At 51.2% G+C, this 12543-nt stretch carries 12 protein-coding genes; 1 reads left to right on the top strand and 11 read right to left on the bottom strand.

Features of this window, described 5'->3' with window-relative positions; all coding sequences use genetic code 11:
* Positions 1–157: 157 nt before the first annotated feature.
* Positions 158–376, top strand: coding sequence for a hypothetical protein (locus STSP2_RS13125; RefSeq protein WP_146663210.1), 219 nt, complete (start codon positions 158–160; stop codon positions 374–376).
* Between the two features lie 74 nt (positions 377–450).
* Here STSP2_RS13125 and STSP2_RS13120 read toward each other — a convergent pair whose 3' ends face one another.
* The 11 genes from STSP2_RS13120 to STSP2_RS13070 all read right to left on the bottom strand — a co-directional run bounded on the left by STSP2_RS13120 (position 451) and on the right by STSP2_RS13070 (position 12429).
* Entirely contained in the window at positions 451–750 is a 300-nt protein-coding gene (locus tag STSP2_RS13120) for a carboxymuconolactone decarboxylase family protein (protein WP_146663209.1), read from the bottom strand.
* 183 nt (positions 751–933) lie between these two features.
* Positions 934–2640, bottom strand: a complete 1707-nt coding sequence (locus STSP2_RS13115) for a Na/Pi cotransporter family protein (RefSeq protein WP_146663208.1) — start codon at positions 2638–2640, stop codon at positions 934–936.
* A 205-nt stretch (positions 2641–2845) separates the two neighbouring features.
* On the bottom strand, positions 2846–3514 hold the full coding sequence (gene phoU / locus STSP2_RS13110) for a phosphate signaling complex protein PhoU (protein ID WP_146663207.1): 669 nt from the start codon (positions 3512–3514) through the stop codon (positions 2846–2848).
* An 82-nt stretch (positions 3515–3596) separates the two neighbouring features.
* The gene (locus STSP2_RS13105) at positions 3597–3947 is read right to left on the bottom strand and encodes a hypothetical protein (protein WP_146663206.1); all 351 of its coding nucleotides are present in this window, start codon (positions 3945–3947) and stop codon (positions 3597–3599) included.
* A gap of 1 nt (position 3948) precedes the next feature.
* A complete protein-coding gene (gene pstB / locus STSP2_RS13100; RefSeq protein ID WP_146664074.1) occupies positions 3949–4764 on the bottom strand; it encodes a phosphate ABC transporter ATP-binding protein PstB in 816 nt (271 codons plus the stop codon).
* 73 nt (positions 4765–4837) lie between these two features.
* Positions 4838–6466 (bottom strand): phosphate ABC transporter permease PstA, encoded by a 1629-nt coding sequence (gene pstA, locus STSP2_RS13095; RefSeq protein WP_146663205.1) that lies wholly within the window; start codon positions 6464–6466, stop codon positions 4838–4840.
* Positions 6463–7449, bottom strand: a complete 987-nt coding sequence (gene pstC, locus STSP2_RS13090; RefSeq protein ID WP_205847900.1) for a phosphate ABC transporter permease subunit PstC — start codon at positions 7447–7449, stop codon at positions 6463–6465. Before pstC ends, pstA begins: the two co-directional genes overlap by 4 nt.
* Before the next feature lie 133 nt (positions 7450–7582).
* Complete coding sequence (locus STSP2_RS13085; protein WP_146663204.1) at positions 7583–8422, bottom strand: phosphate ABC transporter substrate-binding protein; 840 nt, start codon at positions 8420–8422, stop codon at positions 7583–7585.
* Between the two features lie 98 nt (positions 8423–8520).
* Positions 8521–9729: a putative porin gene (locus tag STSP2_RS13080; RefSeq protein ID WP_146663203.1), complete on the bottom strand. Its 1209-nt coding sequence runs from the start codon at positions 9727–9729 to the stop codon at positions 8521–8523.
* A 214-nt stretch (positions 9730–9943) separates the two neighbouring features.
* Positions 9944–11722 carry a two-component system histidine kinase PnpS gene (gene pnpS, locus STSP2_RS13075; RefSeq protein ID WP_146663202.1) on the bottom strand — a complete coding sequence of 593 codons (1779 nt, stop codon included), beginning with the start codon at positions 11720–11722 and terminating at the stop codon, positions 9944–9946.
* Positions 11719–12429 (bottom strand): response regulator, encoded by a 711-nt coding sequence (locus tag STSP2_RS13070; RefSeq protein WP_146663201.1) that lies wholly within the window; start codon positions 12427–12429, stop codon positions 11719–11721. The genes pnpS and STSP2_RS13070 overlap by 4 nt, the downstream gene beginning before the upstream one ends.
* Positions 12430–12543 lie beyond the last annotated feature (114 nt).

Below are 12543 nucleotides of genomic sequence, written 5' to 3'. Positions count from 1 at the left end.
ATGATAGCGGTTTTGGGTTTATTTGGCAAATATGAAAAAGAGTTAACAGGATGAATATGAATTTTTGTCCGGGGCGTTTTGCATTTGCGAGTTTGTTTGTTAGGTTTTTAGTGAAGTTGAATTGTCTGCAGAGAAATGTTCAGTTGGGAGAAAACTGATGGACGTATGGGTGCTTAAAGCCAGTTCGATCACCAGACGGAAACAAATGGTGCTGCGTTCGAGGCTCGATGCTCTGCTGAAGGTGGCATTGCTGGGCGAGATCCAAACGAAGGTGGCGACTTCGGGGCGGCTTGAGGGAACCGCTACAAAGAACGGCGTGACAAGTGTGTGGCAGATCAAGAAAAAGAGAGTCAAAGCAAAGGAAAGAGCGGCCTAGAAGCTGTGCAGGCTGGGATTGCACAGCCTGAAGGTCGCTCAAGCCCAATGCTGTGACTGTATTTTTGCAGTATGCTAGCCGAGGAGTTTCATAAAGGTTTCTTTTTTCCAGGCTAGCTGAGTCCCTGCGCCCTCAACGGCGGCGATCAGCAGGGCCTCGGTCACTTCCTGCTTCGAGGCACCTGCGTCGAGGGCTCCCTTGATGTGCTCTTCCACGCAGTGCGGGCAGCGGAAAACACAGGCGAGTGATGCCATGAGAAGCTCCTTCGTCTTTTTGTCAAGTGCACCCTTTTCCTTACAGCCCTCGTAAAAGTCCGCGAATAGTTGGCCCAGTTCCGGTGAATTCTGTACAAACCATTTGGTCGGATCGCTCATTGTGACCTCCTTAAAATATCATATTGGTTGTCGATTCAGGTTGCAGTTTTGCCGAAATGAGCGATTTGTGAAATAAGGAGTTCTCTGATTTCGGTCGAGAGAATTGCCAGGTGTGCGGATAAGGCACAAAAAAGGCCCCTCAGTGACGATCACATCGGGGCCTGAGTTTGTGCTTTCTGCTAACTACTTTTCGCCTGCAAGTATCTCCGCGATGTTGAAGGCGTGGTCCTTCATTCTGCGGTAGGCGTTTAGCATGTCTGTGTAGATCAGGCTCTTGAGCGGGTTGTTCTGAGCTTCGCCGAAGCGTTCAAGATGCTGTGCCCGGTAATCCTTCATAAGACGCGTGATGGCTTTGCCCTTGGTCTGGGCATCGATGATCAGGGTCTCATCGCCGGTCCTGACACCTTCGTTTATCATACCGATATACTGGGCGACATGGTCATGCAGGTCGATAATATTGTTGAAGCCTTCGTCCGTCATGGAAATGTCACTGTCCCGCATCTTGAGTTTGAGCTTGAGTATGGTCGTGATGTAATCGCTTATGGATTCGTACTCGTCGGCCATACGCAACTGGTTACGGCCCTGATTGACGGCCTCGTGCGAGAGGTTGTGCGCGAGAACGTTTGACAGAAACTCGGTAATCTCTTTCTGTATCAGATCGAGGTCTCGTTCCCGACTGAATATCTTTTCCTCACGCCTTGGGTCGGGCTCTGACTTTATCAGCACATGTCGCAAGCTTCCGCACATGCGGGACACTCTTTCGCCCATTTTGAGGATCTCACGCTGGGCCTGTTCGATCCCAAGAGCGGGTGCATCCAGGACACGCGAGTCCAGGACAGTGAGCGGTTTGTGTGTCTTGAGCTCTCTTTCCGGTACTATCCTGTTGAGCAGCTTTGCGAGCAGCCCTGTGAAGGGCAGGAATATGAGTACGTTTGCCACGTTGAAGCCGGTATGGGTTGCTGCGATAAGGCTTTCGGCGTTGACGAACATGGACTTACCATCTTCACCGACGGCTGTGGCTGTGGGGTCTGCGCCGATGACTTGGGGGACCCAATCTACGTATACCCAGAAGAGAATGGTAATCCAGACCACGCCAAGTATATTGACTGCCATGTGAGCGTATGATGCTCTTTTAGCATTCGAGCCTGCCCCGATAGAGGCTAAGAAGGCAGTAATTGTGGTGCCGATATTCTCACCTAGTACCAGAGCAGCAGCGGTATGGTAGTCAATGATCCCGTTCGCTGCAAGGCCGATGGTTATGCCGATTGTCGCCGAAGATGACTGTACTATAGCTGTCAGCAATGCACCGACAAGGACTATCCTCCAGATGCGCAGATAGTTCATGAATGAGAATGTGCCGTCACCGGGGCTGAACTTATGGAACCACTCAATGAACTCGGGCATGTCACGGATTGGTGCAAAGCCGTCTTTCATGAGCTCCAGGCCGAAGAAGATCATGCCAATGCCGAGTACGACGGTAGCGGTGAATTTCGCACGTTCTCTTTTGCTGAAGATATAGAAAATGGCTGCGATGCCGAGGATCGGCAGGCCGTACTTGCCTATTTTCAGTGCCAGTATCCATGCGGTGACGGTCGTGCCGATGTTTGCACCGAGGACCACGCCGATCGCCTGGGTAAGCTTCATCAGTCCCGCATTGACCATACCCACCGTCATTACGGTGGTGATGGAGCTGGACTGGATGAGCATAGTGACCACCATGCCGACCGTACAGGCAAAGATGCGGTTGTTCGTGATCGCGTTGATCATCTTGCGAAGCTTTTCGCCCGCAATGGCCTGCATACCATCGGACATGTTCTTCATACCGAACAGGAATATGCCCAGGCCGCCCACAATTTGAAAGAGCATCGAGAAAAACTGGTCAGTCTGCATAATTTGTCCTAATTAGAGCACTAAAAAAGGCGAATCCGAAACTGGCGGGAATGTATAGTTCCGGATTGTTAGAATAGTGTTAGCTCAGTGTTAGCGTTCGATTAGGACATACAATAGTGCGCAGCGAAACAGATGTCAAGGGGTTCGATATTTTTTGTAATCCCTTGTTTTGACGTGGTTTAAGTCTGCAAATGTTAGGGCTGTGTTAGCTTCCGAATTTTTCGGTGGTGTGACGTACTATTTTACCTTCGACCATGTAAATCACATCTTCTGCGATATTCGTGGTGTGGTCCGCGATTCTCTCAAGGTGCCGCGAGATCGAGAGCAGATGAATGAGCTGCTCAACCCAGTCGGGGTGTTTTACGATCTCTTTTTTGACCTGGTCGTACATTTGTCGATTGATGGCATCTACTTTATCGTCTGACATGCATACTTCGTGTGCGATCTGACAGTCCATCTTTACCAGCGCATCGACGCTTTTTCTGAGCATGGCCTGGGTTTTTTCGGTCATGCTTTCGAAGTCAAAGGGAATCGGGACCTGAGGCTGATTGGCCAGAAATTGGCTCCTTTCGGCGATATTGACGGTGAGATCGCCTATACGTTCCAGGTCGTTGTTGATCTTCATGGCAGTAATGATGAACCGCAGGTCAATCGCAACCGGCTGGTAGAGTGCGAGGATCTTTAGGCATTCTTCCTCTATCTCGACCTCACGATCGTCGATCTTCTGATCGTTGCCGATGACTTTTGCGGCCAGGTCCGCGTCGGCGTTTTTTACCGACTTTACAGCCTGCCAGAGTTCTTCTTCGACGACGCTGCACAGGTTTACAAGGTTTTGCTTGAGCTTGTCTATCTCATGTTTCATGTGTACAGGCATTGTTAAGCTCCCGTTGTGGAAAACCATTTCAAAACTGCTTACGCCGATTGGCGTCCCTATTTGCGCTTTGGTGGGTTTCCAGTTAATATCTTTGTTCCGATCTCGAACACAGCGGAGACAGGTAATTGTGGTCCTTCAACGCAACCCGGCCCTTGGAATCCAGTATAAGCTCTGCCGACGCATAGTCAAATGAATCGGGCAGTTCATTCACGATCTCGATGCTGTTCCATGGGACTATGCGGGTCATGTTTGGTCCGATGTCTATGTCCTTGGCCGACGTTACGGTGCGTCCGAAATGGAACGTTCTGCATTTGATTCTAATGAATGCCTCAGTGGTATCGACGACCCGGCCGATTATGATATGGTTTCGTGCCTGAGGATATCGTTTTGCCGAGCGGATCTTCCAGGTTTTGCCGTGATACTGCTTGTGCATATCAGCCGAACCTTCCAGTGATGTAGTCCTCTGTCTGTTTCTCGGCCGGGTTCGTAAAGAGTCTGTCAGTCTGGTCGTATTCGATCAGCTCGCCCATGCAGAAGAATGCAGTCATGTCGCTCACGCGAGCGGCCTGCTGCATATTGTGGGTCACGATAACGATGGTGTATTTGTCCTTGAGTTCGTTGATCAGGTCCTCGATGCGGCCGGTCGCGATGGGGTCCAGCGCGGAGCATGGCTCATCCATCAGCAGTACCTTGGGCTCGGTTGCAAGTGTACGAGCGATGCACAGTCTTTGCTGCTGACCGCCCGAAAGAGCCAGAGCGGACTTATTCACGTCATCCTTTACTTCCTTCCACAGGGCCGCAGATTTCAGGCATGTTTCAACTATCTCGTCAAGGCGGGCGCGGTTTCGGATACCCTGAAGGCGGGGACCGTAGGCGATATTGTCATAAATGCTTTTCGCAAACGGATTGGGCTTCTGGAACACCATGCCAACCTGCTGACGGAGATTTACTAGGTTGATCTGTTTGTCGTATACATTGGATCCGTTGACGCGAAGCTGACCCTTTGCGCTGGTGTGCGGTATCAGGTCGTTCATGCGGTTTATGCTGCGCAGGAACGTGCTCTTGCCGCAGCCGCTGGGACCGATGATCGCGGTGACGGAGGTGGGATATATCTCCATCGATATGTCTTGAACGCCGGCTTTGCTGCCGTAGTACAGGCAGAAGTCTTCCGAGGTAATGATCGGTTTGTCCTTGACCGGCCTGGGTTCGGGATCCGGCTGATTTGAGCTGTTAATTTTGATCTGAGGCATTTTCTCGGCCTTTTTATTTGCTGAACTTGCTCTTTTTTGCATTTGACGGGTTCCTGCGATGTCGAAAGGCATATCAGTATCCTCTCAGTTTGCGTGCCATCTTCGATCGGACCACTATGGCGACTATGTTTAACAGCAGTACGAGCAGTATCAGTGTCATCACCATGCCGTACTGTTTGTGAGGCACTCTCATTGCGATCCGGTCGCCGGTTGCGATTACGTAGCTGCCGTACGACAGCAGTCGAGTCGGGTCAAATATGGATCCGGGTTTTGGACCTGATGCTATTGCCGCGATAAAAAGCACCGGAGCGGTTTCACCCGCGGCCCGCGAGAGACTGAGTATGATGCCCGTAAGGATTCCCGGCAGGGCGGCAGGCAGGGTGACTGTCAGGAAAGTGCGGAATTCACCGGCGCCCAGTGCCAGTGATGCTTCTTTGTATGTTTGCGGTACTGATCGGATTGCTTCTTCGCTGGCGCGGATAATGACTGGCAGTACGAGCAGACCGAGGGTAAGTGAGCCCGCAAGGATTGACGGTTCGGAAGACAGGCCGATGCGTGGAAACAGGAACATCAGGAAAAATGCCAGACCGAACAGACCGAACACGATGCTCGGTACGCCTGCGAGCGTATTTACGCATGAACGTATTATCCGTACCACATGGCCGTCTTTGCCGTATTCGACGAGATACCACGCGGAGATAATTCCCAGCGGCGTGGCGAAAAGCATCGCGCCCAGGGTTATCAGGATGGTTCCTAGTATTTCAGGACCGACACCGCCGAAGAAGTAGCCGGGTGTGCTGTCATCTATGAAATACTGCCAGTAAAAGGTCGGTTTGGGCTGAGTGAGTTTTTCGATATCGTTTTCGACCATCGCGAACAAGGGCTCGAGGGTCGTTCCTGCGAATTGTTCCTCGGCACGAGATACGGATTTTTTGACCGCGGGCTGGCCGGGTTCTTCCTGCACCCATTTTTGTGCGTACAGAAGCACGTCCAGGTTTTTCTGAACCTGATCCCATCTCGTCGAGCCGTAGCGGTTCATGGCCAGATGTGCTCTTTCAGCGCCCGGGCGAGGCCCGAACAGACGGCGAAGTGCTTCCTTCACTTCATCGAGCGCGGTGAGGTATTCATCCCGGCGGTCCAGATCGACGGTGTTCACGATTTCACGATATTCGTCGGCCATCTCGAAAAGCTGAGCGATCTTCGTGTCCGCAAAATCGGGCTTGAGCTCGTGGGAATCTACTTCGTCGAGGTATTCAAGTGCCTCGGTTTTGTCCGTGGTTTCATATGCGTCACTCAGCAGGTTGCGGATTTCGCGAGCCTGCCGGCGTTTGCTGAGGTAAACATCACGCGGCACGTTGTCGTATCGCAGTTTATCTCCGTAATCGCGGTAGATGTCCTTTGCCTGATCGACGAGCTGTTCGGTTGCTATGCCTCGCTCGAAGTGGCTCAGCATGTCATAGATAGGCTGACGAAGCTCCTGCAGCCGTTCTTCTTCTTGCTGTATCTGTTGAGGATCGCCTCTGTCGAACAGCTCGAGCTGCATTGCGCGGAATTCATGTGTGCCGCGGAAAATGACAGCGGTGCAGCCCGTGTACATCATAGGCGCGAGGATTATGATAAGTACCGCTGCGAGCAGAACAACGGAGCTGGAGCAGCAGAATGTGAAAAGTTTATTGAATATGCCTCTGGTTTTCAGGCTCATTTGTTACCTCCGGCACGGTTGCGGATTCGGGCCATGAAGTGTTCGCTGATAAGATTTAGAAGCAGGGTAAAGACCAGAAGGATCAGGCCTATTGCGAACAGCGAATAGTAGTGGTCGGAGCCCTTGGCGGTTTCTCCCATTTCGCCGGCGATGGTGGCGGTCATTGTTCTGATGGACTGACCGATGTCGTACCAGGGCGTGGGGATCTGACTGGCGTTACCGGAGGCCATAAGTACGACCATTGTTTCGCCGATAGCTCTCATGACCCCGAGAATGATCCCCGCGATTATTCCGCTGTGAGCTGCGGGCATAACGACTTTGATAATGGTTTCGAATCGGTTCGCGCCGAGGCCGTAGGATGCTTCACGTATCTCGCGGCCGACAGCGGAGAGCGAATCTTCAGCGACGCTGATTATCGTCGGCAGGGCCATGATCCCCAGTATTATGCCGGCGTTGAGGGCGTTCGCCCCGGTGGTGAAGCCGAACTGCTTCTGGAGCATCGGGGCGAAAATCAGGATTGCGAAGAAGCCGTACGCGACCGATGGAATAGCGGCAAGAAGTTCGATTATTGGTTTGATGTATTCGCGAAGTTTGAATGGAGCGATATCGCTGAGAAATATTGCTGCAAGCAGGCCGATCGGCACGGCGATTACCATGGCGATCAGTGTTGCATATATGCTGCCTGTTATCAGTGCGAGTCCGCCAAACTGCGGAGTATCTGCTTCCGGATACCAGTCGGTGCTGGTGAAGAATTCGGCCACGTCGTGCTGAGTCAGAAATGGTATCGCTTCACGGCAGACAAAAAAGAAGATCAGCAGGACTGCGAGAACGGATGCACAGGTAATTAGAAAGAGCAGAAATTTGACGCCGTGAAATGTAAGAAAGCCCCTGATGTCTTCGCCAGGGCTCATCATCAGCGGAGCAGAGAATTCTACCGGTGAATTATGCTCTGTGCTGTTTGGTTTTTTACTGCTCTGCGGCATATTCTACCTTCTCTTTTGAAGCTTAGAACTAAGAAGACTTCGAGCTTGATATAAAGTTGATCTATATTTTTTTATGGTCTGCCGAGCCCAGAGACTCGGCAGACCGGGTCAGTGCTTAAAAGTGTCTCTTTGATTAGTAGTCAGTCAGCGGAACGAATCCCTTCGACTCGATGATCTCCTGACCTTCTTCGCTGAGGTGGAAGGTACAGAATGCGTGTACCAGCGAACCGAGTTTCGGGTAGCCGTTCGTGAACAGATAGAGCGGACGGCTGACAGGATAGAGCCCTTTGGCGATCGTTCTGCGTGTAGGCGTTACTCCATCGATCTCAAGGGCCTTAACCTTGCGATCGAGAAACCCGAGGCCGACATAAGCAATAGCGCCCTGGGTTTTCGATACACGTGCATGGGCCTGTGGATTGGAATTGACGTATTCTACGCCTGAATCCATCTTTTCCTTTTTCATGACCAGCTTATGGAAAGTTTCGTATGTGCCCGAAGCAGTGTCACGGCTTACCGGTACTATCTTCATGTCAGGCCCGCCGAGCTCTTTCCAGTTCGTGATCTCACCCTTATAGATAGCTTTGACCTGGTCGGAGGTAAGCTCATCTATAGTATTGGATGGGTGTACTACAACACAGACACCGTCCATCGCCACCACGTGTGCGACGGGGTAGATTCCCTTATCAACAGCGGTTTTAAATTCTTTTGGCTTCATGAACCGGCTCATCATCGCGATGTCAGTGCGGTCCGCAACCAGTGCTGCCGCGCCATCACCGCTGCCGGTCTTCTTGATCGTCAGCGATGCGTCAGGATGGATGTCCTCAAACGCTTCCTTGAAGGCATCAGCGATCGGACCGACTGTCGTGGATCCGTCGATGTCGATAGGTTCTTCTGCTGCCATTGCCGGGCAACTGATCATGATGGCTGCAACGAGTACAAGCCAACTGTTTCTGAGAGTTTTCGTTAGTTTCATTTTCGCGTTCCTTTCAATAAGGTTCCTAAGATTATAGTCCGTAAAGTGTTAGCGTTGTGTTAGAGCGATGTTAGAACTATGTAAATATGAGCAATATGTTAGAACTTGTATTTCAAATCGATTTGCAGACGGTCATAGTCAGTTTCATCGTCGCCTTTTTCGTTCATGAAGTAGGTTACGCCCGCGGTGGTATTCTTGGCCAGGGCATATGCGAAGCTGAACTTATGACCCTTGCCGTTCGTTCCGCCGCCGATGAAGTCTGAGTCACTGAATGCGCCTACAACTGCTTCCTGTTCGAGGTCCCGATACTGATAGCCGAGCTGCCAGGTTCCCTGTTTCTTGGCCTTGTTGTAGGTCATGCCGAGGAGATAACCTGTATCTTCACCTGTATCTGCTGCGGTGTTGTTTACCCAGTTACCATAGACCTTTACGGGTACGGAGTTGATCTTTGTGGAGTATTCGGCAAGTGCTTCAAATATGTTGTAGTCAGAGCTCAGGGTGCCTATCGTGGTTGTAGGAATGCCTTCAATGTTGCCGTAATCGTAGTAAGTAGCTCCTGCTGTTACGCTGCTGTCAGAAGAGAGGTCGCGATTGATGAGCCCCTGAATGCCCCATAGTGATGTGTCGACATCGGAGCTTCTCTCGTCGACCCAGAAACCTGCGCCGGTGACTTCTGCTGAGGTGTTGTCGTTGAGTGACCAGCCGTAATTGGCGCTTACACCCTCGACGCTCAGGTCGTCATCCCAGATCAACTGATTGCCGCCAGCCTTGAAGAAGGGAACGCCCATTTTACCCATTTGGATAGTTGTGGGGTCCGACCAGTTCGGCGTCCATATCGCGTAGGCCCTGTCGAGGCGGATGTCTTTTGTACTGAATGAGTCGTCGAGTGTTTCATTTGTAGATACCGGATCATCGTCACCGCTGGCCAGGCGGAAGTTTACGCCGAATTCATCATTGACCTTAGCCTTAACGCCCAGACGTGCACGGATACGATTGCGGTCCCGCTGTTCGGAAGCGGTCTCGTCGTCGATCGATTCGTGCCTGTACCGGAAGTCGCCGTAGAATTTCAGTGTCTCGGCCCACTTGAGGCTGTCGGGCAGTTTCGCTTCGCTTTTCTGAGCGGCCACTTTGTCGATCTGCTCTTCAAATACCGATTTCTGCTGTTGCTGCTGTGCCTCAAGCTTTTCGAGCTTTTTGCTGAGCATTTCGACCTGCTTTCGCAGTTCTGAAATTTCATCCCCGCTTGCCAGACCCGCCATGGCCATGATCATGATGGCCGCCAATGCTGCTTGTACCTTCTGCTTCATTTTTTCCCTTTCATTTTGAAGTAATTTTTCCCTAACACGCACTCCAGTTATGGATGGATGTTATGCCTAGTCTGTTAGGGGCATGTGAATGAATTGTTAGTGGGTGGTTAGGAATGAGCTTTTACTTCATTTTTTTGTCCATGCGCGCAGAATCATCGCTGTAGGAGCCGAATTCTAACATTATTCTAGCAGTGAATATGAATCAGATGGGGTGTCAATTCGTAGTAGGTATCGTGATAGTGAATGTGCTGCCGATGTCTGGTGTGCTTTCTACCGAGACCGTCCCTCCATGAGCCTGGGAGATATGCTTGACTATTGCCAGGCCCAGTCCGGTCCCGCCCAGTTTGCGGCTGCGGGCCTTGTCGACGCGATAGAAACGTTCGAACAGCCTGGGGAGGTATTTCGCTTTTATTCCGCAGCCATTGTCGCTTACGGAAAAGACTATATTGTTCTGGTCCTGGTGTGCGTTTACGGTCACTGTGTCGTCTTGAGGGCTGTACTTTATCGCATTGTCGATGAGGTTGACCAGTGCCTGTTCGAGCAGAGAGGGGTTGACGGGTGCGATCAGATCGTTTTCGCAATCCAGCTTTATCTCTACATTCTTTTCCGATGCGCGAAGCTGGCATAGTTGAGCCGCAGTAGAGAGCAGGCCCTTAATATTAGCGGGTACCACTTCAATGGAGGTTCTTTCGGTTTGCTCCTCGATCCTGGAAAGCGTCAACAGGTCCTGAATTATATGGTTAAGACGGTTCGTTTGCCTTTCGATTATTTTTATGAAGCGAGCAGCATCTTCGGGGTCATCGAGTGCACCGTCGAGAAGGGTTTCTATAAAGCCCTTGATCGATGTTACCGGCGTTTTCAGTTCATGAGAGACATTTGCGACGAAGTCTTTGCGGACTCTTTCGAGCCGCCGGATCTGGGTGATGTCATTCAATACCACAACCGCGCCGATCTTTTTATTGTGCGCATCTCGCAACAGTGTCCCTTGAACCCGCAGATGACGCTCAAGACCTGTGTCATGCAGAGTGAGAGGACCCTCTACATGAGTCTCTTCGGTAAGGGCGGTTTGGATATAATCATTGAGCATTGGGTTGCGAACTACTTCGCTAAGCCTCCTGTCGTTTGCGTCGGTCTTATCGATGTTAAGCATTTTTTCCGCAGCCTCGTTTATGCTGATGATCTGCTGGTTGTTGTCAACTGCGATGACCGCTTCAGCCATGCTGGAGAGGATTGCCTGCTGCTCATTGTGCTGACGAATCATAGTCTTGATACGGCTGTCAAGGTCTTTTGCCATTCTGTTCATCGCTGTTACCAGAGCATCGATCTCGTAGGCGTGAGCATGAGGCAGGGTGTGTGAGAAATCGCCCTGCGCAAAGCGATTCGCCCCTTCGCGGAGTTTTTCAAGAGGCAGGGTTATCCTGCGTGAAATGCCCAGACTCACGATTGCTGCTGCAAAAGCGATAATGATGCTTGCAAAGGCTATCTGCGTGAATATCTCGGCAAGCGTGTTGTCTATGGACGCCGCGGATACGGATGTTCTAACGACACCTATTACATTGCCGTCTTGCATCATCGGTATCGCAACATAAACCATGTCCTGGCCAAGGGTGGTGCTGGGGCGTATTGCGAAGCCAGTGCTGCCTTCAAGTGCCTGCACGATCTCGGGACGATCCGCGTGCAGTTCCATTTCTTCGGCCTGCTCATGGGATTCAGCTACAACCTGTCCGGAGGCAGCGATTATTGTTATTCTGGTTCCCGTTTCCTGGCCGAGTTCTTTTGTGACCTCGTTGAGATAGGCGTTCTCCTGATTCGCCAGGCTGTCGGTGAGAAGCTCCTCTGCAAAGTATGCCTGAGCCAGAAGCTGCTGTTCTATCTGATCGAGGTGGAAATCACGAAGTGTGTAAGATATGTAAAATGCAGCGGATATAAGCGCAGCCAGTGTCACAAGGACGAATGGAGTGAAGATTTGCCAGAGGAGCCTTCTGTTTTTCATAATATATCTTGTTCTGCTGAAAGGTCCTTAAATCGGTATCCGACTCCACGGACTGTTTCGATGAGTTTTCCTGCCGAGCCAAGCTTCTTACGCAGGCCGACTACCTGCACGTCGACTGATCGGTCAGTGACGGCATGGTCCGTTCCGTGAATAGCGTCGACGATCTTGTAGCGAGTAAAAACCCACCCGGGTTTTCTGGCAAGCAGATGCAGGAGGCTGAATTCGGTGGAGGTCAGATCCACATTCTGTCCTTCAACAGTAACCATGTGCCGATTTGGATGTATTTCAATTGGGCCTCGTCTAACCGTCTCAGACTCTTCTGGAGTTGGTTTTCTTTTTCTGCGAAGTACCGCCTTGACCCGGGCCATGAGTACGCGAGGGCTGAAAGGTTTGGTAATGTAATCGTCGGCGCCCAGCTCCAGACCTGCAACGATATCGGATTCTTCTCCTTTTGCAGTGAGCATTATGATTGGTACCTCCGCGGTCTGGGGATTTGTCTTGAGGATCTTGCAGACCTCCAGGCCGTCCACAGTGGGCAGCATTATGTCGAGAAGCACCAGGTCAAAGGTGTGGTTCAACGCCTTTTCCAGCGCCTGCTCGCCAGTCGTTGCTGCTTCAACGTTGTAGCCGTTCTTTTTGAGATTGTAGCTTTCAAGTTCGAGAACGTCTTCCTCGTCCTCGACGATGAGTATTCTTTCATTTGCCATATCTGTTCCCTCGTTACAAGAGTTTTGTCAGTGTACTATACGGCAAGATTGTTAGCAAATCATTAGTTTGTTGTTAGGGCAATGTTTGCGTTTGGTTGGATAGTCATTAAATGG

Source organism: Anaerohalosphaera lusitana (genome assembly GCF_002007645.1).
In the GTDB taxonomy this organism is placed as follows: Bacteria; Planctomycetota; Phycisphaerae; order Sedimentisphaerales; family Anaerohalosphaeraceae; genus Anaerohalosphaera; species Anaerohalosphaera lusitana.
This window is presented reverse-complemented; position numbering and strand designations above follow the sequence as displayed.

Coding starts and splice junctions, on each gene's coding strand:
- STSP2_RS13105 (WP_146663206.1), bottom strand. CDS start 3,947: ATGCACAAGCAGTATCACGGCAAAACCTGGAAGATCCGCTCGGCAAAA.
- STSP2_RS13070 (WP_146663201.1), bottom strand. CDS start 12,429: ATGGCAAATGAAAGAATACTCATCGTCGAGGACGAGGAAGACGTTCTC.
- pstA (WP_146663205.1), bottom strand. CDS start 6,466: ATGAGCCTGAAAACCAGAGGCATATTCAATAAACTTTTCACATTCTGC.
- STSP2_RS13115 (WP_146663208.1), bottom strand. CDS start 2,640: ATGCAGACTGACCAGTTTTTCTCGATGCTCTTTCAAATTGTGGGCGGC.
- pstC (WP_205847900.1), bottom strand. CDS start 7,449: ATGCCGCAGAGCAGTAAAAAACCAAACAGCACAGAGCATAATTCACCG.
- phoU (WP_146663207.1), bottom strand. CDS start 3,514: ATGCCTGTACACATGAAACATGAGATAGACAAGCTCAAGCAAAACCTT.
- STSP2_RS13125 (WP_146663210.1), top strand. CDS start 158: ATGGACGTATGGGTGCTTAAAGCCAGTTCGATCACCAGACGGAAACAA.
- STSP2_RS13080 (WP_146663203.1), bottom strand. CDS start 9,729: ATGAAGCAGAAGGTACAAGCAGCATTGGCGGCCATCATGATCATGGCC.
- pnpS (WP_146663202.1), bottom strand. CDS start 11,722: ATGAAAAACAGAAGGCTCCTCTGGCAAATCTTCACTCCATTCGTCCTT.
- STSP2_RS13120 (WP_146663209.1), bottom strand. CDS start 750: ATGAGCGATCCGACCAAATGGTTTGTACAGAATTCACCGGAACTGGGC.
- STSP2_RS13085 (WP_146663204.1), bottom strand. CDS start 8,422: ATGAAACTAACGAAAACTCTCAGAAACAGTTGGCTTGTACTCGTTGCA.
- pstB (WP_146664074.1), bottom strand. CDS start 4,764: ATGCCTCAGATCAAAATTAACAGCTCAAATCAGCCGGATCCCGAACCC.